The sequence below is a fragment of the Martelella sp. UBA3392 genome, assembly GCF_002358775.1.
In the GTDB taxonomy this organism is placed as follows: Bacteria; Pseudomonadota; Alphaproteobacteria; order Rhizobiales; family Rhizobiaceae; genus Martelella; species Martelella mediterranea.
This window is the reverse complement of the sequence record NZ_DEPM01000137.1, coordinates 1-24,297: the sequence shown is the minus strand read 5'-3', so window position 1 is coordinate 24,297 and position 24,297 is coordinate 1. Positions and strand designations below refer to the sequence as shown.

Sequence of the window (24,297 nt, the reverse complement as noted above, 5' to 3'; positions counted from 1 at the left end):
AGAAAATCGCCGTTTCAAATACTGAGCAAACATTTCTGTGAGATGACCGGACCGTTCTGTTTCGCGCAGGCGGACGGGGCGGGGACGGTTCGTCAGTCTGGTCAACGCCGCTTGCCGCTGCCGAAACATGTTTGTGACCGGTCATGATTGGACATGCGTATGCCCATAACCCCTGCCTTTCCTCGCCCCCGTCTCTCAGGCCGGTTCGGAACTGTCGCCGTCTCGGCGATGCTGGCCTCGACTTTGCTGGCGACCGGCGCATTCGCGCGCGCGGACGATCTTCCGTCGCGACCTGTCGAAGAGAGCGAGGCCCTTGCCGATCAATCGTCGGAGGCAGTAAGGGCCGCGCTGCAGGAGGCAATCGCCTTCGGTCGCAAATCGCTTCTTGCCAGTATCGTCGAGAACGCCCGGCTGACGCCTGAGCGCGCCGACCTGATCGAAGCGGAGGCGCGAAGGCTCCGGCCCGATCTCGCCGCATCAATTTCCAAGGCAGTAGCATCCGGCCGCCACCTCGCAAGCCTGTTTCCCGAGGCGTCGGTGTCCGGAACGGTCCGGACGCAACCTCGGGCATCCTCCCCAGCCGCGCGCGCTACGCCTTACCCCGGGGGTAATCCCAGCATTCCGAAAGATGCGCTCAGTGAATATCAGCGCAACTATTCGCTCGATGCCATGCATGTCGATGCTGCACTCGAAAAAGGTTTTACCGGAAAGGGTGTCGTCGTCGGTGTTATTGACACTGGCATTGCGCTTAGCCCCAACGGGACTGTTCACCCTGAATTCGAAGGCCGCGTCGATCCTCGTTCAAAAAGCTACCTCTACTGGTTTGACCCCAGTGTCGAGGGCGAGCACCTGACCCAGGAACAGTTTGAGGCCGCTTTCGAACAAGGCCCGGATGACCCCTATGATATCGATGGTCATGGAACCCATGTCTCCGGGATTATTGGTGCAGGTCGTAACGGCTTCGGCATGGAGGGTGTCGCCTCTCAGGCCACGATTCTCTCCGTTGGAGCGATACCGGGAGGCGATGGCGAGGTCTTCGTCGACGGCGAGGATTTTGATATCGATGATTTGCAGTATTGCGGGCCATCCCTATTGAATGGAACCTGCGAGCCCATCACCGGTTCACGCGTTCCCGATACTGTAGGGTTTGAATATCTGTCGCAGTTTTCGGATGTGAAGGTGATCAATGGTAGCTTCGGATCCAATGCTGAACCGGATCAAAAAACCTGGGATATACCTGTCGGGGCGCAAGCTCAGTTCATGGCAGACGCCAAGGCCATGAAGCAAAGCCTTGATGCCGGGCAGATCATCGTCATGTCTGCGGGCAATGAATTCCTTGAGGCTCCAGTACTTGCGGAAAATCCTTTCAGCAGTGGCCTTTTCCCCTTCATTCAGCCGAAAAATGAAGCGGCTACGAACTCGTCAGGTAGTCTGGTCTATGATGATCATGGCACCGGGCTTGACCTCAGCTTCACGTCCGCCGAAGCCCTGGCGGCTGCGGAAAAACAAGATGGCATTGCCCGCGGTCGAATTGTCGTCGTCGTCGCGCTCGATGCCTATAATCAGATCTCCAGCTATTCCAACAGATGCGGTGTTGCAAAAGAGTGGTGTATTGCCGCGCCGGGCGGTGATCAGCCATCAGGAGCGGATAGCGGTATTTATTCGACCGTCCCTGAAGATCTGGTTCCCAGTGGCTATGATTCCTACTCAGGCACTTCGATGGCCGCGCCGAATGTGTCCGGCGCCGTCGCCGTCCTGACCGAGGCCTATCCGAGCTTCACTCCGGCGGAAATCGTCGAAATCCTGTTCATGACCGCCGAGGATCTCGGCGCTGCGGGGATTGACGCGGTCTATGGTTGGGGGCTGGTGCGGCTTGACCGCGCGCTTTCGGTCGGCCCGGTCGGCATGACCGGCGAAGGCGTCTACACGGTTGGCGCGGACGGTTCCGACACGACCTGGATCGTCTCGTTTACGAGCGACGGAAGCCTTGAGAAGCAGGGCGGCGGCACGCTTTCGATTCTCAACGCCGCAACCTTCAGACAAGGCGCGGGCGTTGAAGGCGGATTGCTGGCGGTCGATGGCGACCTGACGACGCCGGAACTGCATGTCGGCAGAAACGGCACGCTTGGCGGTACCGGGCGCGTTGTAGCCGATGTGGATGTCGACGGCACGCTTGCGCCCGGTCAGTCGCCTGGAACGATGACCATTGCCGGCAATGTGCGCCTTGCGCCGACGGCAACCATGGAAATCGATGTCGATGGCACGGGGACAGAGAACGGGGCCGGCAATTACGACCGTCTTCTCGTGGCCGGCACGGGCAATGATTTCGCCGCCAACGGCACCCTTCAGCCAAGGTTGCGCGGAATTTCCGGCGCCGCCACCAACGCCTTTACGCCGATGCCCGGCGAACTTTTCACCTTTGTTCAGGTGGCCGACGGCAGCGTCACTGGCAGTTTCGCTAGCTTGGACCAGCCGGATGCGGGCCTTGCGCCGGGCACGCGTTTCGATGTGCTCTACGCAGCGGATGCTCTTTCTCTGGCCGCCACGCCGGAGCGCTATGCCGATCTTTCCGTCTTCGGCATCTCCGCCACGCAAAACGAAAAGGCGTTGGGCACCGCGATAGACAGAAGCCGGCCTCCGGCGGGCGTGCGTCCCGGTGCCGCCTATAATGAAAGTTTCAACGCACTTTATGCAGCCGACATCGAGGCGCTTGCCGGAGGGCTTTCGTCGCTGACCGGCCAGATCCATGCCGAAATGGGTACCAGCGCCGTCCGCGCCATCGGCCGATTCGCCGACCGCATCGGCGAGCGCCAGATAGGCCTTGCCACCGGATGGCTCTCCGAGACGGGAACGCCCTATGGCACCGGCGAGGTCTGGGTCAGCGGCAACCATGCCCATACGGACGTGGCCTCATCCGGCGCAATCTCCGGCTATGACGTCAACGCCAACAATGGCGCGTTCGGTATCGACTGGCATTTCGGGCAGACCATTGCCGGCGTCGCGGGCTCCTATGAATATGCCGACATCTCGGCGAAAGCCAATGGCGACGGCAATATCGGCACCTACCAGGCCGCGGCCTATGCCACGTTTGAAACCGCCGGCCCGACCGTGGCCGTACGCGGCGGGCTTTCCTATGGCGACCTTTCGACCAGTCGGCTGACCACGCTCGGCAAGTATGCCGCCATGGCCAACGCCTCGGGTCACGGCATGGGCGGCTTTGCCGAAGTCAGTGCCTTTCAGGATTTCGAAATGGCGGCGCTGACCCTGACGCCATCCGCCACGCTCGGCTATCGCGGTTTTCACCGCGATGCCATGACCGAGACGGGCAGCCTTTTCGCGCTGTCATTGCCGGATGAAACCTTCTCCGAAACGCAGACCACGCTGGCCTTGTCCGCCTCGCATCGCTTTGTATTCGACAACGGGCTGAAGCTGGAGCCGGTGTTGAGCGCAGGCTGGCGCCATGACTTCGGCGATCTGGACCGGTCCTCGAGCCTTGCCATCTTCGGCAGCGGCTTTGATGCATCCGGCGCGGATACCGGGCGCAATGCCTTTATCGGCCGCGTTTCCGTCAATGCCATCGCGTCGGACCGTTTTACCTTCGGTGCAAGCTACGAGGCCGAGCTTAGGGACAATCTCACCAGCCAGACCTTTTCCGCCAATGCCAGCCTCAAATTCTAGAGAACCACGTGCAAGCCAAAACAGGGGATACAATGTCATGAAACGCGCTCATTCTCACGTCACGTCGTCAGTCTTGGCCGGGGCAGGGCTTTTGGTCGCTGCTGGTCTGACCGGCTGCGAGGTATCAGACGGCTCCGTGCCATCGGTCTCGACCGCGCCGGATTTCCAGACGGCCGCGGTCGCGCAAAAGGAGATGAAGGATTCGGTTGTGGGGAAATGGAAAATGTACCCGGCAATCGGTCCGACGAAACGCAACTGCTCGATCGAGTTCAGGGCGAGCGCCTTCGACCCGCACAAGGGCCGCGTCAGCACGTTTGCCTGCAACCTGGTCGAGGGTCTCGGCAGCATCAACGGCGTCAGCCGTATCAATGGCTGGGAACGCAAGGGTCGCACGATCATCCTGTCCGCCATCGCAACGCCGAATATCGGCTCGTTCGACCTGCCCATCGATTCCTACCGCGACCGCGTCTACGGCAGCACCAAGGATGACATCCGCTTCGTCATGGTTCGAGACTGATCGCGATTGGCAAGCCCAAAAAACCGTCTCAATCGGCCTTGCGCAGATCCGTATCGAAGGCGCCCTCAACCTGTCGGCAGTCGTTCTTATCAGCGTCCGCAAACATGCTGTCCCTGCGGCAGACCACAGCCCTGAGGCTGCCTTCAGCGGCGGCGCTCCGTCTTCCAAAGAAAGCGCTTCAAAGACGATCTCGGGGGGCGCCCAGCGGCTCTGTTGCAAAGAGTCTGGTAATGCGGGGAAGAGTACCGGTGATTTCAGCGAGACTTCTGATGAGTGGTCCGCAAGACGGCAAGCCCGCGTATGGCGGCGGCCGGGGCCAAATAATTGATGGTTTGCAAGCAGAGGCGCTCAGCGCCATGGCAGCGAGAAACCAGCCGGAGAGCGCCCGATCAACATCGCCACCAACAGGGTTGTGATCAGTCGTCTCGAAGAAATTGTATTCTCATCATGACCCTTGGAATCTTGCTCTTGGATGTTTCCATTTTTAGGTGTCGTTGATGTTCAGAGTTTGCCGAAATTTGGTTCTAAAAGAGCATCTAAGTAGTAATAAGGAGCGAACGATTATGAAGCGACGTGATTTTTTGTCCTCAGTCGGCGTTGGTCTTGGACTTTCTGTCGCCAACTTACCGTTTTCCCCGAAAATTGCCTTGTCAGCGGTACCGCCACTGAAATCTGCCGAACCAGGTGCGAAGATTGCCCGGGTAGGGATTTATCCAGCTATTGGAATCTGTCGGGTTGGAGGCAGCAAGAAATGGTTTTACGCGCCCGAGCTGCCAGGTGTACCGGCGGATCCAGAGGGGGGGGTCAAAGACGGTACGAGCAAGATAAAGAAGCAGGTCCAGCGGTTTCGTATCTATGCCTTTGATAGTGAGGGCCGGGTCATTTCAGAGCTCACCGACAAGACCGCCAAGATCGAGTGGCGTGTTCATGTGGCAAACACCAAGGCCGCCTGGTACGGGTTCAACAATCCTCTCGACAACGGTCAGAACGCTCCGGGGCTTCCGACCCAAAAGCGAAATCAGTTCATTCAAACCCAGGACCAGCGGGAGCGGATGCTTATCATTGATCCCGGTCCAGTTTCTATTTCAGGTACTCAAAAAAACTGGGACGGGGAAATGCCTGAGTACGGCATGACAGGTCGATTTTGGCAAAGCGTCGATGTCTCGCTCGGCCAGGTCCGGACTGACGATGCCGGGCGTCTCCTTGTGGTCCCCCCCCCGACGGGATCTCCGCAAGTCCGCGTGAGTCGCCGATCACGAGTTTCGCTGACAATGACGGCTGGTATGACGATTGGTGCGACGGCCCCGTGGACGCGACCGTGACCCTTCCAGATGGCCAGGTGCTGACCGCGGATGGTTCCTGGGTGGCATGCGTAGGTCCCAACTTTGCTCCCGAAATACCGCCGATAAGCACGATGTATGATGTTATTGACAGCATGAACTGGGAGCAGGGTTGGGTCCCCGATCCTCAGAGACCTCTCTCGTTTCGCCGCGATATCTATCCGACATTTCGTCGTGCTGCGCTTATGGAATGGGTTTCTGCCGCGGCAAACCTGCGCAAGGGTTGGCTCAACATCGGCGATTTCTCTAACCCTGAATATTTGAAGAGACTATCGGATCCCAGTGACGCGAATGCGGAGTTCCGGCAAACGGTATTCGCGAATTTTCGCGATCCGTCGGATCTCACCCCAACTGCCTTCATTGATCAGCACCTCAAGATACCGTTGATGCCGGGTGACGGTGTAAATCATAACGGAAGCCCGTTGACCTGGTTTCAGTTTCCCAAACTGCAATACGAGATGCTGCGAAGCTGGGCGTCAGGCGATTTCATCAATGATTTCGACGATCCCTCGCTCGATGACATTTCGGACCTCGATGATCTGCCGGTCGAAGCCCGTCCGTACGCGCTTACGGAAGCCGCATTGGAGCCCTGTTCCGGGGGAGCGTTTCATCCGGGGGTCGAGCTCTCCTATTATCTTCGGCTTGCGCCGCTTTACCAGCGCAATACCGACCAAAATGCCGAGCCTTTCCGGATCGCGCGCGGAAATCGCACTTCCCTTGTGCAGGATCTGGGCCTTTTGCTGGATTTCGAGACGGCGACTGCCGGCGATACACCAGCTATCGGTCCGCAGATGCCGGGGGATCTGACGCGCTGGATGGGCTTGCCCTGGCAACCTGATGCCTTCAGTTGTCAGCGCGTTGCAATGCAGGACGAATTTCCCATACCCGTATGGTGGCCTGCCCTGCTGCCGGTGGATGTCCTGTCCGAGCACAGCTATGAACAGTTGATGCGCGAGGATCTTTCGCCTGAAGACCGCCTCAAGTTCTTCAACAATCGTGATTGGTGGGCGCGTGGCGTTACGGGAATAGGATACCACGCAAACGCGAGTTACTGGGACGGGATCCAGAACATGATCCGGATCTGGCAGGAAATGGGTTTTGTTGTTTCCAGACCCGGCCCGGCCCAAGACCAGCGCGTGCCTGGTATTCCAGAGACCGTTTTTGTCGAGGTGGATCGGGGCAATGCCGAAAGCCGGTTCGACTGGCAGCCAACCGATGGCCAGTTGCCTTGAAGGTCGGTGGTTTGGCACCAATGAAGCGGACCCGCGTCATTGTCGTGGGAGGAGGTATAGCCGCCATGGCGGCCAGCCTGTCGCTTGCGAATGAAGGTGTGCCGGCAATTTGGATTGCATCTGAGGGGTTCGCCAAAGCAAAACCGGGAGAAAGTCTGGCACCCGCAGCCGTGCCCCTTTTACGAGCACTGGGACTTGGTGCTATCCTGGAGACGCCCATGCATCGCAAGGTCGAAGTCTTGTTTTCGAGCTGGGGCGCTAACAGCCTCTTCGAGAAGAACCAGACCGGTTGTGCCGGCAACCTGGGTTACGTAATCAACCGGACAGAATTTGAGTTCAGACTTTCCGAGGAAGTTGCAAAAAGACCAGCAATTGATCGGTGTGTCGATGCCGTGGCCTCGGTTCAAAGGCTGGACGAGGCTTGGCATGTGACAACCTGCGCCGGCCTGGAGTTTACAGCCGATTTCTTGATCGACGGCAGCGGCCGTCACATGATTGTGGGACGGCAATACGCCACACTGAGCCGGCAGGACAAGCTTGTGGCAGCATATGACTTCCTGGAGCAAGAAAACACCGAGGTGGACCCAACGCCAGCAACTCTGGTCGAGGCCGTCCCGAATGGCTGGTGGTATGCGGCGCTGCTCGAGGACAAACGCCTTGCGATCAACTATTGCTCTGATCCAGACCTTATGCCCAGGGGGCTGGGGCATGAGGTTGAGGCCTGGAAAACACTCATCGGAGAAAGCCGGTACATTGTTCGCTGGCTTGAATCCGCCGGGTTTGCCATCGACGACCCGCCTTCCCTGACGAGTGCCGGAACAACCTTTTTATCGACCCCGACCGGCCCCGGCTGGATTGCCATCGGTGATGCGGCAGCTGCGTTTGATCCCTTGTCGTCCCACGGGATGACTTCGGCACTCTGGACGGGGGTCGAGGGAGCCAAGGCAGCAGCAAAGTCACTGTCCGGCTCGCCAGATTCCATAAACCAATACCAGGAACGCGTTGTCAGCGGCATTTCCCGATACATGTCGGACCGCCGAAGGATTTACGGGCGCGAGCATCGCTTCACGGAGCATGCCTTCTGGAGAAGGCGCCAAGCATATGCAGATTAATATCATTAACTTCATGAAAGAGAGGGAATGAAAATGTACATGACCAGATTTAAGAATTTAACTCTTGTTGCCGCATCTTTGCTGTTGCTTTCGATCAATTCCGTCGAGACGCGGGCGGAAGGCAGAACCGCCTATCCGTCGACAGCCGTGGAAGGGTTGCCCTATTCCGGTGTCGTGAAGGCGCAAGGCATGGTCTACGTGGGCGGCGTTCTGGGTACCAAACCGGGAACTGGAGAGCTGGTGTCTGGAGGTGTTGAAAACGAAGCCAGGCAAGCTCTGAACCATGTCAAGGACATGATGGAACTTGCGGGAACTTCGCTTGATCAAACTGTTAAATGCATCGTGTTGTTGACAAGCGTCGACTATTTTCCGCCAATGAACGGTGTATTTCGTGAGTTCTTTCCGAGCAACCCGCCGACGCGCTCCACCATCGTCGTCCCCGAGATTCCGCTCGGCGCGTCCGTCGAAATCGACTGTACTGCGGTTGCGAATGGCTAGGAGGCTGCGGCAAAATTCCTCGTCGGCGCGCAGAGTTCGTGATTCACTTTCGGAATTGATTTGCGGGGTTGGATTCATGTGCGGGCGATCGAACCACGAGGATGAGCCTTTTTTGGTTTCGTATGGCTGGAGGAACGCGTTTTGGCGCATCATCTGTTGGAGCGATCCGGACGCTGACGGATGAGGTTCTGGCGTCGCTCAGCGGTTGGCTTGAGGTGCTGCGCGCGCGCGTCGGCCGTCCTTCGATCCCGCCCGAGATGCTGCTTCGGGCCACGCTTTTGCAGCCTTTCTTCTCGATCCGCTCCGAGCGGACGATGATGAAGCAGGTCAACTACAATCTCTTGTTTCGCTGGTTCGACGCCGATCGAGACGATAAATCTTTGAGGTAATTAATGCGTGTGGGGTCCTGGCGCTGCGCCGAATAACACATAAGATCGCGTTAGACGCGGTTTCCGACGTTGATCAATGGTGGTCGGCGCCTGTTAAGCACCTGCGGGGCCGTCGGCGATCGTCAGACGCTGCTCAGAAGCAGGCTGGTTTCGCTGTTGGAGACGCCTTCGATCATCCGGACCTCGCGCAGGACCCTGTCGAATTCCGAAAGGGTCGATGTGCGGATATTGGCGACGAGGTCCCAACTGCCATTGGTCGTGTGCAGCGAATAGACCTCCGGCAGGCCGCGCAACTTGCGGATGACCTGGGTCGTCGATTTGCCGACGACCTCGATCATCATCACCGCATGAACCCTGTCATCCTCGTAGTCCTCGCGCACCCGCACGGTGAAACCCATCAGGGTTCCCGTCTCGATCAGCCGGTCGAGGCGTTTCTGCACCGTGCCGCGCGCGATCCCCAGCGTGTCCGAAAGCTTGGAAAGTGAGGCCCGGCCATCGCTGCGCAGATGCGAAATGATGTCCCTGTCAAGGCGATCGGGAACGTATTTGGCCGTGCCATGGTGTCGTTCGTTATACAAATTGATCATCTTTTATGGTCAAATCTACTAATATTGACGCAAATTTAGTACAGTTTTGCGCTTTTCGCTAGCATTCAAATCGGCATAGCTTTTCCTGAAAGTACCAAAACGAAAAGAGATCGAAATGCCGTCACCTTCCACAAAAGCCTTTGTGCCCTTCGTCAGTGTCGAGAACATGATGCGGCTGGTGCACAATGTCGGCATCGAGACGATGATGAGCGAACTGGTCGAAGCGCTTGAAGAGGATTTCCGGCGCTGGGACCAGTTCGACAAGACGCCTCGCGTGGCCGCCCACTCCGCCGACGGGGTGATCGAGCTGATGCCGACCTCCGACGGCGGGCATTACGGCTTCAAATATGTCAACGGCCATCCTAAGAACAAGCTGACGGGTCACCAGACGGTCACAGCGTTCGGGCTTCTGGCCGATGTCGCCACCGGCTATCCGGTCCTTCTGAGCGAGATGACACTGCTGACGGCCATCCGGACAGCGGCAACCTCGGCGATGGTTGCCCGTCATCTGGCGCCGAAGAATGCCGGGACGATGGCGATGATCGGCAATGGCGCGCAGGCGGAGTTTCAGGCGCTGGCGATGAAGGCCGTCGTCGGCGTCAAGGCGGTCCGGCTATATGACATCGACCCCACCGCCACCGAAAAGACATGTCGCAATCTGGAAGGCAGCGGACTGTCGGTGAAGGCCTGTCGCTCGTCGGAGGAGGCGCTGGAGGGCGCCGAGATCGTTACCACCTGTACGGCCGACAAGCAGTATGCCACGATCCTGACGGACAACATGGTCGGGGCGGGCATCCACATCAACGCCATCGGCGGCGATTGCCCCGGCAAGACCGAACTGCATCCCGATATCCTGAGGCGCGCGACCACCTTCGTGGAGTATCCGCCGCAAACGCGCATCGAGGGTGAGATCCAGCAGATAGGCGGAGATTACGAGGTGACCGAATTCTGGCGCGTGCTTGAGGGAAGCCAGGCCGGGCGCACCGACGAACGCCAGATCACGCTATTCGACAGCGTCGGTTTCGCGATCGAGGATTTCACCGCGCTGCGCTATGTCGCCGAGCGGATCAAAGGCACAGAACTCTACGAGAACCTCGACATGATCGCCGATCCTGACGACCCGCGCGATCTGTTCGGCATGTTGCAGCGGGCGGTGTGAACCATGGCGCGCCCTTTCTTCTTTTCGCCGCAGGCGGCGAGCGCCGTGGTCATGGTCCGGCCGCATCATTTCACCGTCAACACCGAAACGGCCAATGACAACCGGTTTCAGAAGGTTCCCGAAACCGGGCAGGACCTCAGGCGCCGGGCCTATGATGAAATCACCCGCGCCGGCGAAATGCTCTCTTCAGCCGGCATTGCCGTGCACATGTTCGAGGACGAGGGAGATACGACACCGGATTCTGTCTTTCCAAACAACTGGTTTTCCACCCATGCCGGCGGGCATGTCGCGATTTTTCCGATGAAGGCGCGAAACAGGCGGCTCGAACGCCGTCCGGATATCATCGAAACGCTGAAGCGCGACTATCGCATTCAGGACGTCATCGACTATTCGGGGCTGGAAGCCGACGGTCTGTTCCTCGAGGGCACGGGCGCCATGGTGCTCGATCACATCGACAGGGTCGCCTATGTGGTGCGTTCCGAGCGTGCCGACCCGGTCGCGCTCGAGCGTTTCGCGACCCACTTTAATTTCGAGCCGATGGTCTTCGACGCGCGCGACCCTCAGGGCATGGCGATCTATCACACCAATGTCCTGATGTGCATCGGAACCGGTTTCGTGCTGATCGGCCCGGAGATGATGACCCAACCCGACCGGCGGGCCGAGATCCTCGACAGGTTGCGACGGACCGGACGGGATATCATTGCCCTCGACAACGACCAGATCGCCCGCTTTGCCGGCAATGCGCTTGAGCTTCAGGCGCCCGATCAGCGGTTGCTCGCCCTTTCCACGACTGCGCTCGACGCCTTGCGTCCCGACCAGATTGCAGCGATAGAAAAGACCGCAAGCATTGTGGCGCTGGACATTCCGACGATCGAGAACGCCGGCGGCTCGGTGCGCTGCACCCTGGCGGGCATTCACCTCGCCAGACGATAGAAGCGGCCAGCCTGGGCGGCCGTCGCTGCGTGAGGCGACGAACGTCAACCAGGACCGGGCGCCGAAACATTGAGGTCGACGTGAAGGATCTGCGACATCTGCCTTTGCAGACGCTGAGGACGTTCGAGGCAACCGCCCGCCATGGCAGCATGGCGCGGGCGGCGACCGAGCTCAACCTGACCGACAGCGCCGTCAGTCATCAGTTGCGCAGGCTGGAGGGCGATCTCGGCTATGATCTGTTCGAGAAGGCCGGGCGGGGGATCAGGCTCACCGATGCCGGGCAACTGTTTTACAAGACCGTTGCGAAGGCGTTGCAGGATATCCTGTCGACCGCGGTCATGTTGTCCGAACAGCCGCTTGCCGGCGGGCGGCTGGACATTGCCTGTCCGCCGATGTTCGCCAGCGCCTGGCTTGCGAAGAATGTCGCGGATTTCAGCGAGAGGCACCCGACGGTCGAGTGCCACATCCGGCTCATTGAAAACCATCTCGTCCCTGAAACAGCGGATGTCGATCTCGGTATAATGTTCGGGCAGGGCGGATGGCCAAACCGGTGGTCGGCGCGTCTCGCCGATGTCGACATCACGCCGGTCTGCTCGCCGGTGCTGTTTCAGCGTCTTGAATATGCGACGCCGGATGCGGGGGCGTTGAAAAATTGTCTTCTGCTGCACCGCGATGACGGGGCCGAGTGGCGGCGCTGGCTTTCCGAATGCGGCCACGGCGATGTCTTCGACCGCGCCCGCCACCTTTATTGCAGCGATCTCGGCATCGCCATCGACCTTGCGCTCAACGGCGTCGGGTTTGCGCTTGCCAGCGAAACGCTGACCCGCAACGATATCCGACAGGGCCGTCTTATAAGGCCGTTCGGCTTCTCGATCGATGCCTTTGGCGGCTGGTATGTCGTTGCCCACCTGCACAGCCTGGAGCGGGCCGGCCCGCGCCTGTTCCTGCATTGGCTACTGGCGGCCTTCGGACAGGACGACATGATCGACACGCTGCCTGCGCTCGATTGATGAAAACAGATCATGAATCGCCTGAAGAATGATCATTTGCGCAAAAATACGACACGCATCTATTGTGCCTCAAAATTAGACACCGGCGTTTGCCGGTGCCCGGCCCGCTCTGCGGGAGATCTTCCGCCAGAGGCATGCTCCGGAGTATGAAATGGACAAACTCGCCGTCAGCGACATTCACAAATCATACGGCCAGCACGAAGTGCTGAAAGGCGTTTCGCTGCGTGCGGCCGCCGGCGATGTCGTCAGCATTCTCGGTTCCAGCGGTTCGGGCAAAAGTACGTTCCTGCGCTGCATAAACTTTCTGGAACGCCCGCATGAGGGCGAGATTGCGGTGGATGGCAAGAGACTGGAAACAGTGCGTGACCGCGACGGCATGCTGAGGGTGCTGAACCGCGGCGAGCTGCGTCTGATGCGCACCCGCCTTGCCATGGTCTTCCAGAATTTCTGCCTCTGGTCCCATATGAGCGTGCTGTCCAACATTATCGAAGCGCCGATCAGCGTGCTGGGTCTGTCGCGCCGCGAGGCGACCGAGCTGGCGAAGGCGAACCTCACCAAGGTTGGCCTCGGCCTGGACGTCCTCGACAAATATCCCTCCCATCTTTCCGGCGGCCAGCAGCAGCGTGTGGCGATCGCCCGCGCGCTTGCCGTAAACCCCGAGGTCCTGCTGTTCGACGAGCCGACCTCGGCGCTGGACCCGGAACTGGTGAGCGAGGTGCTCAAGGTCATGCAGGCGCTCGCCGAAGAGGGCCGCACCATGGTGGTCGTCACCCATGAGATGGGCTTTGCCCGCCACGTCTCCACCAAGGTCATGTTTCTGCATCAGGGCCGCGTCGAGGAAGAAGGCGCGCCGTCGCGCGTGTTCGACCAGACCGAAAGCGAACGCATGCAGCAATTCCTGGCCGGACAATTGCGGCATTGACCGGGCGCATCGTCACGCCGAGCGCCGATAAGAAATGGCAGACCGGATCGTTCCGCAACTGCCGCTCCACCCCCGAAAACCACAGAGGACAGACTTATGAAAAGACTGCTTTCAGCCGCCGCCATCGCGCTTGCCCTTGCCGCCGGCACGGCTTCCGCCCAGACCGGCGAAAAGGTGATCGTCGCAACGGACGCGACCTTCCCGCCATTTGAATCGATCGACAAGGACGGCAAGCTCGTCGGATACGACATCGACCTGATGACGGCCGTGTGCGAGGCCGCCGAACTTAACTGCGTCATCTCCAATGCCGCTTGGGAGGGGATGATCCCCGGCCTCATCAGCGGCAAATACGATGCGCTGATTTCGCAGCTGACGGTGACCGACAAGCGCCGCAAGGTCATCGCTTTCAGCGACATCTACAGCCATCCGATCTTCCGCTTCGTCGCGGCCAGTGATGCAGATCTCACGATCACGCCGGAAGGGCTTGCCGACAAGACCATCGCCGTTCAGCGCGGCACGCCGATGGATGCCTATGTCACCCGCGTTTATGCCGATTCCGATATCAAGCGCTACGACACCGGCAGCGCGCCCTATCTCGATCTGGAAAGCAAGCGCGCCGATGTCGTGCTCAGCTACCAGGCACAGATCACAGCAGGCTTCCTGAGCGGCGACAAGGCTGAAAGTTATGAGCTTGTCGGCCCGCAGCTGACCGGCGAGGACGCGCCGGAATTCGGCGAGGGCGTGGCGATTGCGATCAGCAAGAAAAACACCGCGCTTCTGGAAGAGATCAACAAGGGCCTCGAGATCGTCCGTGAAAACGGCACGCTGGATGCGCTCAACGCCCAGTATTTCGGCGACTGACGGACATGCTCGTCGATTACACCTGGACGATCCTGGCGGGAGGAGGGATGACCCTTCTCCTGGCCTTTGCCGCACTGTTGCTGTCGACGCTGATCGGCATGGCGGCAGCGCTCGCCAAGCGCTCGCACAGCAGGCCGTTGCGGGGCGCGGCGCAGGCCTACACCTTCATCGTCCGCGGGATTCCGGACCTCGTCATGATCCTGCTGGTGTTCTACAGCCTGCCGGCGCTGCTCAACCAGCTGTTCCAGCTCTGGGGTCTGGACTGGTGGGTCGAGTTTCCGCCGCTTGCGACCGGGATTGCGACGCTGGGGCTGATTTTCGGCGCCTATATGACCGAAACCTTCCGCTTTGCGCTGGAAAACATTCCGCACGGCCAGATCGAGGCGGCGCAGGCCTTCGGCCTCGGACGGGCGCGGATCTTCTTCCGGATCGTGCTGCCGCAGCTCATCCGGCTGGCGCTGCCGGGGTTTACCAACAATTGGCTGGTGCTGGCCAAGGCAACGGCGCTGGTTTCGCTGATCGGACTTCAGGACGTCATGTTCCGGGCCAAGGGCGCAGCTGAGGCGACGGGACAGCCCTTTACCTTCTATCTCGTTGCGGGCGCATTCTATCTGGCCCTCACGCTGCTTTCCACATTCTGCCTCGCGCGTGTCGCGACCCATTTCAATGCGGGAATGAGAAAGGCCGGAGCATGAACTGGGATATCATCGCCGAAAACAGCGGCCTGTTTCTCGAAGGCGCGAAACTGACTCTGGTGCTGACCTTTGTCGCCCTTCTTCTGGCTTTTGCCATCGCCGTGCCGCTGTCTTTCCTGCGCAACAGCAATAACCGTGCGATCCGCGGCGCGGTTCACGCCTATACGCTGATCTTTCGCGGAACTCCGCTTCTGGTGCAGCTCTTCCTGATCTATTTCGGCCTGGCACAGTTCGAGCTGATCCAGACGAGTTTTCTGTGGCCCTGGCTTTCGAGCCCGATGGTCTGCGTCCTGATGGCGCTTGCGCTGAATTCCGGGGCTTACACCACCGAGATATTCGCCGGTGCGCTTCGGCACATTCCGCACGGCGAGATCGAAGCGGCGCGCGCCTTCGGCATTCCCCCGCTTGCCGCGGCCCGACGCATCCTGCTGCCGGCCATGCTGACCCGCGCGCTGCCACTTTACGGCAACGAGATGATCATGATGCTGCATGCGACCTCGCTTGCGAGCACGGTGACGCTTCTGGAGACGACCGGCGTTGCCCGGCAGATCTCGCTCAACGACTATATTCAGTTCGAACCCTACGTGACGGCGGCCGGCATCTATCTGGTGATGACCTTCGTGCTGGTCTCCGCCTTCCAGCTCGTTCAGCGCCGCTATGCCGGATACCTGCAGCCAAGACGGCACTGACCGCGCGGACAATCCGCATTCAAACAATGACAAGCGATCTGCCCGCGTCCCGGTCCCGGCAGACAAGGAGAAGACATGACTGAATCCGTCGATCTCGGCGTTCTTTTCGGCGCAGCCGCCGACACCAAAACCTTCCTCGGGCTGGACGCCTGCGGCGATCTGACCACGCTCGACGCTCCGATCGCCATCATCGGCGCACCCTGCGCCACGCCCTATGCCAGCGCCGGCGCCTATTGCCGCAATGGTCCCGATGCGCTCAGACGGGCAACCGCGCCCCTGACAGCCAATGTCGACCATTTCGACTTCGACCTCGGCGGCCCGGTGTTTCCCGAGGCCGGGCTGCGCGCCGTCGATTGCGGCAACCTGCCCTTCGACGAAAATGATGCGGCAGGCAACCGGGACACGATCCGCAAGGCCGTCAGCGCGGTCGTCTCACGCGGGGCCGTTCCCGTACTGCTCGGCGGCGACGATTCCATTCCGATCCCGATGATCGACGCTCTCTCCGAAACCGGCCGGAAATATACCATCGTTCAGATCGACGCCCATATCGACTGGCGCGATTCCCACATGGGCGAGAACATGGGGCTGTCGTCGACAATGCGCCGGGCATCCGAAATGGGCCATATCGAGCGGATCATTCAGGTCGGCGCGCGCGGCATCGGCTCGGCGAGGGCGTCGGACGTTGAGGATGCCAAACGGTGGGGCGCCAGCCTCTTTACCGCCCATCAGCTCGATCGCGACGGCCTCGCGCCGGCGCTCGACATGATCCCGGATGGTTCCGATGTCATCGTCTGTTTCGATGCCGATGCACTCGATTCCACGCTTGTGCCGGGCGTAATCGCGCGCGGTCCGGGCGGGCTCTCCTATTTTCAGACCCTCGACCTTCTGTTCGGGATTGCCAAACGCGGCCGCATCGCCGCGATGGATTTTGTCGAATTCATGCCGGAGCGCGACATCGATGGGATGGGCGCGCTGTCGTTTGCCCGCGTCATCACCTCCGCGCTCGGCATTCTGGCGCGCCAGCGCGCCACGGCAAAAGCTATCTAGCCTGATGACGGAACTGCTTCCCCTTGATCCTTGGGGAAGCGCTGATGCGCACCTCTGTCACGGAGTTTCAGACGTCTTGGCGCAGGCGTGAGCGATATAGACGGCGATCATGGTGGTCGCCAATGATGTCATCGCAGTAATGACGCCGTTTGCTATCGGGATTGCGAGTTCGCCGATATGGCCGATGGTGCTATCGCGACTGTACGGAGCCGATATCCTGGCATGCAAACATTCCGCAGCTCATTTGCCGTCCTTTCCGCTTTGTGACCTCTAAAGATCACACCTCTGGCACACTGCGATGCCGTCTGGGGAGGGCGGCAACCACCCCATCTTGTTCCGACCCCAACCGGGCAATGGCCCGACACGAAGCAGGGTTTCAAGGCTTGCTTTGACACTACGCCTCGAGGCGTTTTCCGGACTGCTTGTCGAAAAAATGCAGTTTGTCCGGGGTGGGCGTGATGTGGACCGTCTCGCCTAGCCGGAGCGGCATGATCCCGCGGGGCGCGCATGTTACGATTGTTCCGCCGATATCAACTTCCACATGCGTTTCGGAGCCGAGCACCTCGATATCGTAAACCCTGCCGGCAATGCCAGTTTCTGAGAGGGCCAGGTCTTCCGGACGTATGGCAAGTGTCACCGGTCCCTCAGGCAGATTTGTCACGGCGGCAGCCCGCCCGTCGACAAGGACGCAGGTCTTCCTGCCGTCACGCTGCTCGATCCGCGCGTCGATGAAGTTCATCTCCGGCGAGCCGATGAACCCGGCGACGAATGTGTTTGCCGGGCGGGTGTAGAGTTCCATCGGCGGGCCGACCTGCTGGACCTCTCCATCCTTCAGGAGCACCACGCGGTCGGCCAGCGTCATCGCCTCGACCTGATCATGGGTGACGTAGATCGAGGTCGATCCGAGCCTGCGGTGAAGCTGACGGATCTGGTGGCGCATTTCCACGCGCAGCTTGGCGTCGAGATTGGAAAGCGGCTCATCGAACAAAAAGACGCGCGGATCGCGGATGATCGCCCGCCCCATCGCCACCCGCTGGCGCTGGCCGCCCGAAAGGTCCCTGGGCCTGCGATGGAGCAGCGCGTCCATGCCGATCGTCTTCGAGGTTTCCTTGACGCGGGTGGCGAGCGCTTCGCCGCTTTCGCCCCGAATCTTCATCGGAAAGCCGATATTTTCGTCGACGCTGAAATGCGGGTAGAGCGCATAGGACTGGAACACCATCGCGATGTCGCGCTCGCGCGCTTCCATGTCGTTGACCACCTCGCCGCCGATCCTCATCGTGCCTGACGATATGGTCTCGAGCCCCGCGATCATGCGCAACAGGGTGGACTTGCCGCAGCCGGAAGGACCGACCAGCACCACGAACTCGCCTTCGGCGATCGACAGGTTGATATCGCTGAGGGCCTGGAACCGGCCGAAATTCTTGCAAATGGACTGAAGCTCGACAGTGGACATTCTTGTCTCCCAGAGCATTTCGCAGTCAGGTCGAACCACCTGACGTTCGCGACAATGCGTTTAAACTCTACTTCACCGAACCGGCGGTCAGGCCGCGCACGATAAAGCGCTGGCCGAGGAACATGAGCACGATCGCCGGCAGCGCCGACAGCACAGATGCGGCAGCCATTTCGCCATGCTGGATTTCATATTGTCCCGCATAGGCCGCTATCGCGACAGGAACGGTCATCGTGTCCTTGGCGGTCAGATTGAGGGCGATCGAGAACTCGCTCCACGAGAAGATGAAGGCGAGCAGCCCGGCTGCAATGAGCCCCGGCACGACCAGCGGCAGCAGGATCTTGCGAAACGCGGTGGTGCGCCGGCATCCGTCGATCATCGCCGCCTGCTCGAGATCTCTCGGAATATTGTCGAAGGCCGCCATCATCAGCCAGATGGTCATGGGCAGGTTGATGACGATGTGGGTCAGGACCAGCGCCGTCAGCGTGTCGAACAGGCCGATCTGGCGGAACATCACGTACCACGGGCCGACAAGCGTGATCGGCGGAACGATGTTGAAGATCAACGTCCAGGCGAGGAAGATCGCGCTGAACATGCCGGAACTGCGCCGCCACGCCAGCGAATAGGCCGCAAGTGTGCCGATCGCCAGCACGACGACCGTGCTCACGATGCCGACGATCAAGCTGTTCAGGAGGTTTTGCGGAAAATCCGAGCTTCGACCGAACAGGACCTGCTGATAGTTCGAGAATGTCGCCTCGAAGGGGAACTGCCCCATCAGTATCGCGATCTGGTATTTGAGCGAAACGACGACGATCCAGAGAAACGGAGCGGCGACGAGCAGAAGCGCGAATGCGACCAACGCCCAGATGCTTGCATTCTTTGCGGGTTTTCTGACCATCAGCGTGCCCTCGCCAGTCGACGCTGCGCCAGCGCGAAGGCGCCGAGATAGGCACAGACGATGGCAATCGTGATCAGGGCGATCAGCGCGCCATAGCCAAGCTGGTTCTGTTTGAAGAAGACCTTGTAGACGTAGAGGCTGATGACTTCGGTTGCCGTGCCGGGGCCGCCCGACGTCAGCAGATAGATCTGGTCGAACACCTTGAAGGCAACGATCGAGCGGAAGATGAAGGCGACCATCAGCGCCGGCCACATCAGCGGAATGACGATGTGGCGCAGCTTCTGGGCGTAGCTCGCGCCATCGATGGACGAGGCTTCCATGACCTCTTCCGGCAGCGCCTCAAGGCCCGCCAGCAGGATCAGGAACACCAGCGGCGTCCAGTGCCAGATATCGACGATGATGACCGCGATCAGCGCGGTGCTCGTCGATCCGAGCAGGTCCATCGGGGGAATGCCGACCAGCCCGAAAAGCCAGTTGATGACGCCGAATTCGGGATTATACATCAGCCGCCACATATTGCCGATGGCGACCGGCGGGATGAGGATCGGCAGAAGCATGCCGGTGCGCACCAGCCCGCGACCGCGCACGATTTCGCTGACGGCCAGCGCCAGCGCAAATCCGAACACCATCTCGAAGGCTGTCGCAACCAGGACGAAGATCAGCGTGTTGCCCATCGCCCTGCGGAACACCCAGTCGTCGGCGAGCTTGGCGAGGTTTTCCAGAAAAGCGGGCGTGCGAACCAGTTCGCCGCCTTCGAAGGTGATCGTCGAAGCCGCCATCTGGAACAGCTCGATCAGCGGAAACACGCTCAGCGCCAGGAAGAACGCGGCGGCCGGCAGGATCGCCAGCAGTTTGAAATGACGGTCGATGAAGGCCCATAACGGCTCGAGCGGACCCGTCTTGCCAACATGCGAGCTTGGCTGCGTCTTGTGCGACATGCAGAACTCCGGCGAAAGGGCGGGGCCGCCATTGGCGGCCCCGGATTTCTGTGTTGAAACGTCCGCTTAGAGCGGCTGCAGCATGCCGGTCTTGCGGCCGGATTTTTCGAGGATAGCGTGGATTTCCTCTGCTGCGGTATTCAGCGCTTCTTCCGGTGTCAGTTCGCCGATCAGGGCCTGGTTCAGCCTGAGGCCGAGGACTTCCTCAACCTGCGCGCCTTCCTTGTAGAGGAGCACCTGGGTCGCGTTCTCGGCAACGGTCGCGTAGGGCTCCATCCACCGATACTTGGCGTCCTGGGACAGCGGCCCGCGCAGCGTGTCGAACCGCACCGGAATGCCGCCCGCCTCGGCGTAGAGTTGCTGCGCATCAGCGGTCATGAAGTAGTCGACGAATTCGAGGGCAGATTGTTTGCGCTCATCCGAAATGTTTTCGGGGATGGCCATCTGCCAGCTTCCGAAGACGCCTGCAGGCTTGCCGCCGGCAGGATAGGGCATCGGCGCATAGCCGATCTTGTCGACCACGATCGATTTCTGCGGGTCGTCCATCTGTGCCTGGGCGGCAACAACAATGCCGGCCTGCGCGGCCTTGCCCGTGACGGTGAGCTGGATCATCTCGCTCTGACCAACGGAGCCCGGATTGTCCACGCTGCAGTCATTGTTGATCTTGAGGAACATGTTCAGCGCCTCAAGCACTTCCGGACTGTTGAAGGTCACGGTGAAGTCGCCGTTTTCAGGGTCCTTCAGGATCGAGCCGCCATAGGCGAGCATATGCGGGGTGAAGGCGAAGCGGATCGGGTTGCCGCGTTCGCCGCGCAGCACCGCGCCATACATGTCGGGCGGATTGTTGAGCGCCGCGCAATTGGCCAGCACGTCGTCATAGGTCGCCGGCGGCGTGTCGATAAGGTCGGAGCGGTAGTACCACAGATGGGCGTTGGCATTCGGGCTGAACGCCATCAGCTTGCCGCCATCGGGGGTCGGCCACTGCTTGTCCTCGTTCCAGTAGATCGAGCCGCCGGCTGTGATCGCCTCGTCGGGCAGCTTGAAGTCCGGATCGATATCGTTGAACGGCGAAAGGAAGCCGCCGGAGTAGAACTCGACCACCCAGCCATTGTCGAGATTGACGAGGTCATAGGGGCTTTCCTGCCCGCGCACGGCATTGCGGGCCTTTTCGAGCAGGCCGCCATAGGGCGTTCTGTCGATTTCGACGGTGTTGCCGGTGTCCTTCTCGTATTGGTCCACCACGGCCTCGAAGCCCGCATACCATGGCGAGCTGTTGACCAGGATGGTGATCGGCTCGGCGGCGTTGGCGGACAGCGTCGTGCCCGCCATCAGCGTGGCGATGCCGATGGCGCCGGTCCAGCCGGCTTTTGAAATCGATGAAAGCAGTCCCATTTTTTCCTCCCTTTGGTCCTGTAACTGATGTCCGATGCGTAGATTCTCTAGGCCGGCGCGAGTCCGTATCGCGTGTAGATCTCTTCCGGGCAGTCATGGTCTGCAAGCACGCGGCAAAGCGCGTCCCTAAGACGGGTTTCTATGGTCTCGTCGCGAAACGGGCTTTCCTGCTGCGGATCGCCCTCAAGGTCGTAAAGCCGCGTGCCGATATCCTGGAACGCTTCGCCGTCATGGATCGGAATGCGCGCCGCGTTCATCAGCGCGTCGATCTTCAGTATCGGCATCTCCTTGGTGAAGCCGAACGGTTCCCGAAGCTCGGCGGTTTTCATTTCCTCGGAACTGAAGGGCGCGCGGATATGCAATGGCATCAGCGTGTATTCGTAAAGGCCGGGCGCATAGAGATCCTCCGGATAGATGTAATAGGCGTAGTGCCCGTCATTGACGCCGATCGGCCCGCCGAACATGCCGTAGATCGCAACTTCATGTTCGTCGTCTTCGGCAAGCACCGAACTGCCGCAGACTTCAGCAGGAACATCCACCCCGAAAAGGTCGAGCAGCGTCGGCATGAGGTCATGGGTCTGGGTCAGGCGATCCGAACGTGTGCCGCCGCGTTCCGGCGTGCGCGGGTCATGAACCATCAGCGGGATATTGGCGAGTTCCTGATAGTAGGGCTGCAAGTTCTTGCCCCACCAGTCATGCTCGGACAGCAGCAGACCGTGGTCGGTCGAAACGATCAGCGCCGTATCCTTCCACATGTCGTGCTCGTCCATATAGTCGAGCAGCTTGCCGAAATACTCGTCGCACATGGAAACGAGCGCCGCATAGTTGGCGCGGATTTCGGCGATTTCTTCCGGGCTGTCATTGACCTTGGCATAAAGCGGCCAGTCGAGAACGCCGCCGTTCCAGCCGGTCTTGTAGGCCTCCTTGAAGCGGTCCGGCGCGCGGAACGGCTCATGCGGGTCGAAGCATTCCAGCATCATCAGCCAGTTGTCGGCCTTGTGATTGACATCAAGGAAATCGAAAGCAGAGGCGAAACAGCGCGGCCCGGGAAAATCTTCCTCCTCGGTGAGGAAGGTGTTGTTGATAGCATGCTGAAAGCGCACCGCCGCACGGCCGTGCGGCTTCTCGCCTTCGCCGAAGGGATAGTGCTTGTTGGCATAGATCTCGCGGAAGCGCTCCAGCGGGGGCTCGACCATGGCTTTCCACGGGTCGTATTCCTGTCCGCGAATGAAGTCGTAGCTGGTGAAGCGGTTGTGATAGGTCGCGCCGCCATCCTCGAAATAGTGCAGATGGTCGGTCACGAGATGGCTGTATATGCCGCCATTGCGCAGGAGTTCCGGGAATGAGTTGTCGAACGGCTCGAGCGGCCCCCAGCTTCGGTGCATGAAGTTCATGCGGCCGGTATGGAGGTCACGGCGCGCCGGCATGCAGGGCAGAGAGCCGACATAGTGATTGTCGTAAACGATGGAGCGTTCCGCAAACCGATCGAAATTCGGGGTCTTCACAGACCCCAGGCCATAGGCCTCTATGGCCGTCTTGTTCAGCGAATCGAACAGGCAGAAGATCGCTCGCATACATGTCCTCCCAAAAATTCCTTGGGGGATCAGTAGCCTTAAGTAGTATTCATGACTAATATCAATTTTGAAATTGATATTGGAAAAGCCGATATGCAGGATACCTATATTCATCTGGCCCGCCGCTTTGTCGCCGTCAGCGATGCCGGCAGCATCAAGCGGGCCTCGCAGGACCTCAACCTGTCGCAGCCGGCGCTGACGCAGTCGGTACAGAATATCGAGGATATCTTCGGCTGCAGGCTGTTCGAACGCAGCCAGAAGGGCATCGTGCTCACGGCGATGGGTGAACGGCTCTACGTACGCTCGCGCCGCATGCTGGATGAACTGGCGCTGGCGCGGGAGGAGATCAGCGATCTGGCGACGGGGCGGATCGGCGCGCTCAGAATTTCGGCGGGCATGGCCTGGGGCTATTGTTACCTGCCGGATATCATCCGCAGGCTGCAGGAACAGTTTCCGGAGCTCGAGGTCGATCTCGATATCGCGGTCAGCGCGAAGGCATTGGCGGCGCTGAGGGAAGGACGCGCCGATGTCGTCTTTGGCTCCGACAACGCGACCTTTCAGGAGGAAGGCTTTGTCAGGTCCACCTTGGTGACCGTGGACTTCGCGGTTGCCTGTGGTCTGCCGTCGCCGCTGTCGAAGCGGGAAAGCGTCAAGCTCGACGACGTTTTTGAATCGCCGGTCGTGATCTATCAGGACGACACCGAACTGATCGACCGCGTCCTGACCCGCATCGAGCAGAAGGCCGGGCGATCCCTCAATATCGCGGTGAAGACCAAGTCCTTGCTGGCGACCCTGGAACTGGTGCGCAGCGGACGCTATGTCGCCTTCATCGCGCGACCGTTCCTGGAGCGGTTTTCGGGACCCGATATCAAAGTATTGCCGCTCGATGAGCCGCTCTATCAGTTTCCAACGGCGATCTATTATCGCAAGACGCTGACCCATGCCGCACCGTTCAGGACGCTTCTGGGCTTTCTGGACGAGTTCAGGGCGACGAACGGTCCTCGTTAAAGGCGGGATGTCTGGAGTGATCGTCAATCACCCCGTCGGCGACAAAACACTAGAATCGATAAGGCGCTGCGCAATTGTCCTCCATGACCGCCCGAGGCCCGACTTCCGGCAGCGCCTGTCTCAGCAAATTCAGCATCGGTGCCAAATGCGGCACGGGCGGCGGTCGAAGACGTTTGGGATCGGCTGATGGCGGCATGACCAACACGGTTTTCAGACATGGCCACGACTTATAAAACGGGCTTTTACGCCTGATGGCACCCGAAACCGTCACCTGATGGCGAAGCCGACACACCCGTCTGAGGAATTCAGAAGTTTACCTTTCCCAAAAAGGGCCGTCGGTTCATATCCCTTCAAGACCTGATGCTGTC

Annotated in this window: 21 protein-coding genes and 1 pseudogene; 16 read left to right on the top strand and 6 right to left on the bottom strand. The window is 60.0% G+C overall.

Going from position 1 to position 24,297, the window contains the following annotated elements; genetic code table 11:
- The first annotated feature begins 159 nt into the window (after window positions 1-159).
- The 7 genes and pseudogenes from B4E36_RS10150 to B4E36_RS10120 all read left to right on the top strand — a co-directional run.
- Complete coding sequence (locus B4E36_RS10150; protein ID WP_292053279.1) at window positions 160-3,678, top strand: S8 family serine peptidase; 3,519 nt, start codon at window positions 160-162, stop codon at window positions 3,676-3,678.
- A 223-nt stretch (window positions 3,679-3,901) separates the two neighbouring features.
- Window positions 3,902-4,195 (top strand): hypothetical protein, encoded by a 294-nt coding sequence (locus B4E36_RS10145; protein WP_345900305.1) that lies wholly within the window; start codon window positions 3,902-3,904, stop codon window positions 4,193-4,195.
- A 563-nt stretch (window positions 4,196-4,758) separates the two neighbouring features.
- Complete coding sequence (locus tag B4E36_RS10140; protein ID WP_292053275.1) at window positions 4,759-5,517, top strand: LodA/GoxA family CTQ-dependent oxidase; 759 nt, start codon at window positions 4,759-4,761, stop codon at window positions 5,515-5,517.
- Window positions 5,421-6,767, top strand: coding sequence for a CTQ-dependent glycine oxidase GoxA (goxA, locus tag B4E36_RS10135; RefSeq protein ID WP_345900306.1), 1,347 nt, complete (start codon window positions 5,421-5,423; stop codon window positions 6,765-6,767). The genes B4E36_RS10140 and goxA overlap by 97 nt, the downstream gene beginning before the upstream one ends.
- A 20-nt stretch (window positions 6,768-6,787) precedes the next feature.
- Window positions 6,788-7,879, top strand: a complete 1,092-nt coding sequence (gene goxB / locus B4E36_RS10130) for a glycine oxidase maturase GoxB (RefSeq protein WP_292053273.1) — start codon at window positions 6,788-6,790, stop codon at window positions 7,877-7,879.
- 39 nt (window positions 7,880-7,918) lie between these two features.
- A complete protein-coding gene (locus B4E36_RS10125) occupies window positions 7,919-8,377 on the top strand; it encodes a RidA family protein (RefSeq protein ID WP_292053270.1) in 459 nt (152 codons plus the stop codon).
- 126 nt (window positions 8,378-8,503) lie between these two features.
- Window positions 8,504-8,733 (top strand): annotated as a pseudogene (locus B4E36_RS10120) (transposase); the annotation flags it as partial.
- Between the two features lie 155 nt (window positions 8,734-8,888).
- Here B4E36_RS10120 and B4E36_RS10115 read toward each other — a convergent pair.
- Window positions 8,889-9,344 carry an Lrp/AsnC family transcriptional regulator gene (locus B4E36_RS10115; RefSeq protein WP_246710497.1) on the bottom strand — a complete coding sequence of 152 codons (456 nt, stop codon included), beginning with the start codon at window positions 9,342-9,344 and terminating at the stop codon, window positions 8,889-8,891.
- 118 nt (window positions 9,345-9,462) lie between these two features.
- On the opposite strand from B4E36_RS10115, the gene B4E36_RS10110 reads away from it, so the two are divergent.
- From B4E36_RS10110 to B4E36_RS10075, 8 genes are all read left to right on the top strand, one after another.
- A complete protein-coding gene (locus tag B4E36_RS10110; RefSeq protein WP_292053381.1) occupies window positions 9,463-10,512 on the top strand; it encodes an ornithine cyclodeaminase in 1,050 nt (349 codons plus the stop codon).
- Between the two features lie 3 nt (window positions 10,513-10,515).
- Entirely contained in the window at window positions 10,516-11,445 is a 930-nt protein-coding gene (gene ctlX, locus B4E36_RS10105; RefSeq protein WP_292053265.1) for a citrulline utilization hydrolase CtlX, read from the top strand.
- An 80-nt stretch (window positions 11,446-11,525) separates the two neighbouring features.
- Window positions 11,526-12,455, top strand: a complete 930-nt coding sequence (locus B4E36_RS10100) for a LysR substrate-binding domain-containing protein (protein WP_292053263.1) — start codon at window positions 11,526-11,528, stop codon at window positions 12,453-12,455.
- Between the two features lie 151 nt (window positions 12,456-12,606).
- Entirely contained in the window at window positions 12,607-13,377 is a 771-nt protein-coding gene (locus tag B4E36_RS10095) for an ABC transporter ATP-binding protein (protein WP_180902463.1), read from the top strand.
- 96 nt (window positions 13,378-13,473) lie between these two features.
- Window positions 13,474-14,238, top strand: coding sequence for a transporter substrate-binding domain-containing protein (locus tag B4E36_RS10090; protein WP_292053260.1), 765 nt, complete (start codon window positions 13,474-13,476; stop codon window positions 14,236-14,238).
- A 5-nt stretch (window positions 14,239-14,243) separates the two neighbouring features.
- Window positions 14,244-14,933 (top strand): ABC transporter permease, encoded by a 690-nt coding sequence (locus B4E36_RS10085; RefSeq protein WP_180902461.1) that lies wholly within the window; start codon window positions 14,244-14,246, stop codon window positions 14,931-14,933.
- Complete coding sequence (locus B4E36_RS10080; RefSeq protein ID WP_292053256.1) at window positions 14,930-15,622, top strand: ABC transporter permease; 693 nt, start codon at window positions 14,930-14,932, stop codon at window positions 15,620-15,622. Before B4E36_RS10085 ends, B4E36_RS10080 begins: the two co-directional genes overlap by 4 nt.
- A gap of 75 nt (window positions 15,623-15,697) precedes the next feature.
- Window positions 15,698-16,669, top strand: a complete 972-nt coding sequence (locus B4E36_RS10075; protein WP_292053254.1) for an arginase family protein — start codon at window positions 15,698-15,700, stop codon at window positions 16,667-16,669.
- Window positions 16,670-17,063: 394 nt separating this feature from the next.
- Here the strand turns inward: B4E36_RS10075 and B4E36_RS10070 are convergent, their stop codons facing one another.
- From B4E36_RS10070 to B4E36_RS10050, 5 genes are all read right to left on the bottom strand, one after another.
- Complete coding sequence (locus B4E36_RS10070) at window positions 17,064-18,122, bottom strand: ABC transporter ATP-binding protein (protein ID WP_180902458.1); 1,059 nt, start codon at window positions 18,120-18,122, stop codon at window positions 17,064-17,066.
- Between the two features lie 67 nt (window positions 18,123-18,189).
- The gene (locus B4E36_RS10065) at window positions 18,190-19,017 is read right to left on the bottom strand and encodes a carbohydrate ABC transporter permease (protein ID WP_180902457.1); all 828 of its coding nucleotides are present in this window, start codon (window positions 19,015-19,017) and stop codon (window positions 18,190-18,192) included.
- A complete protein-coding gene (locus B4E36_RS10060) occupies window positions 19,017-19,955 on the bottom strand; it encodes a carbohydrate ABC transporter permease (protein ID WP_180902456.1) in 939 nt (312 codons plus the stop codon). Before B4E36_RS10060 ends, B4E36_RS10065 begins: the two co-directional genes overlap by 1 nt.
- 66 nt (window positions 19,956-20,021) lie before the next feature.
- Window positions 20,022-21,347 carry an extracellular solute-binding protein gene (locus B4E36_RS10055; protein ID WP_180902455.1) on the bottom strand — a complete coding sequence of 442 codons (1,326 nt, stop codon included), beginning with the start codon at window positions 21,345-21,347 and terminating at the stop codon, window positions 20,022-20,024.
- 47 nt (window positions 21,348-21,394) lie between these two features.
- Window positions 21,395-22,921 (bottom strand): sulfatase, encoded by a 1,527-nt coding sequence (locus B4E36_RS10050; RefSeq protein ID WP_180902454.1) that lies wholly within the window; start codon window positions 22,919-22,921, stop codon window positions 21,395-21,397.
- A 93-nt stretch (window positions 22,922-23,014) separates the two neighbouring features.
- On the opposite strand from B4E36_RS10050, the gene B4E36_RS10045 reads away from it, so the two are divergent.
- Complete coding sequence (locus tag B4E36_RS10045; RefSeq protein ID WP_292053244.1) at window positions 23,015-23,929, top strand: LysR family transcriptional regulator; 915 nt, start codon at window positions 23,015-23,017, stop codon at window positions 23,927-23,929.
- The last annotated feature ends 368 nt before the right edge of the window (window positions 23,930-24,297 follow it).

What these genes read in the sequence shown, in the direction of transcription:
- B4E36_RS10075 (WP_292053254.1), top strand. Translation starts at nt 15,698, where the DNA reads ATGACTGAATCCGTCGATCTCGGCGTTCTTTTCGGCGCAGCCGCCGAC.
- B4E36_RS10145 (WP_345900305.1), top strand. Translation starts at nt 3,902, where the DNA reads ATGTACCCGGCAATCGGTCCGACGAAACGCAACTGCTCGATCGAGTTC.
- B4E36_RS10050 (WP_180902454.1), bottom strand. Translation starts at nt 22,921, where the DNA reads ATGCGAGCGATCTTCTGCCTGTTCGATTCGCTGAACAAGACGGCCATA.
- B4E36_RS10090 (WP_292053260.1), top strand. Translation starts at nt 13,474, where the DNA reads ATGAAAAGACTGCTTTCAGCCGCCGCCATCGCGCTTGCCCTTGCCGCC.
- B4E36_RS10045 (WP_292053244.1), top strand. Translation starts at nt 23,015, where the DNA reads ATGCAGGATACCTATATTCATCTGGCCCGCCGCTTTGTCGCCGTCAGC.
- B4E36_RS10125 (WP_292053270.1), top strand. Translation starts at nt 7,919, where the DNA reads ATGACCAGATTTAAGAATTTAACTCTTGTTGCCGCATCTTTGCTGTTG.
- B4E36_RS10085 (WP_180902461.1), top strand. Translation starts at nt 14,244, where the DNA reads ATGCTCGTCGATTACACCTGGACGATCCTGGCGGGAGGAGGGATGACC.
- B4E36_RS10080 (WP_292053256.1), top strand. Translation starts at nt 14,930, where the DNA reads ATGAACTGGGATATCATCGCCGAAAACAGCGGCCTGTTTCTCGAAGGC.
- B4E36_RS10070 (WP_180902458.1), bottom strand. Translation starts at nt 18,122, where the DNA reads ATGTCCACTGTCGAGCTTCAGTCCATTTGCAAGAATTTCGGCCGGTTC.
- ctlX (WP_292053265.1), top strand. Translation starts at nt 10,516, where the DNA reads ATGGCGCGCCCTTTCTTCTTTTCGCCGCAGGCGGCGAGCGCCGTGGTC.
- B4E36_RS10140 (WP_292053275.1), top strand. Translation starts at nt 4,759, where the DNA reads ATGAAGCGACGTGATTTTTTGTCCTCAGTCGGCGTTGGTCTTGGACTT.
- B4E36_RS10065 (WP_180902457.1), bottom strand. Translation starts at nt 19,017, where the DNA reads ATGGTCAGAAAACCCGCAAAGAATGCAAGCATCTGGGCGTTGGTCGCA.
- B4E36_RS10055 (WP_180902455.1), bottom strand. Translation starts at nt 21,347, where the DNA reads ATGGGACTGCTTTCATCGATTTCAAAAGCCGGCTGGACCGGCGCCATC.
- B4E36_RS10095 (WP_180902463.1), top strand. Translation starts at nt 12,607, where the DNA reads ATGGACAAACTCGCCGTCAGCGACATTCACAAATCATACGGCCAGCAC.
- B4E36_RS10150 (WP_292053279.1), top strand. Translation starts at nt 160, where the DNA reads ATGCCCATAACCCCTGCCTTTCCTCGCCCCCGTCTCTCAGGCCGGTTC.
- B4E36_RS10060 (WP_180902456.1), bottom strand. Translation starts at nt 19,955, where the DNA reads ATGTCGCACAAGACGCAGCCAAGCTCGCATGTTGGCAAGACGGGTCCG.
- goxB (WP_292053273.1), top strand. Translation starts at nt 6,788, where the DNA reads ATGAAGCGGACCCGCGTCATTGTCGTGGGAGGAGGTATAGCCGCCATG.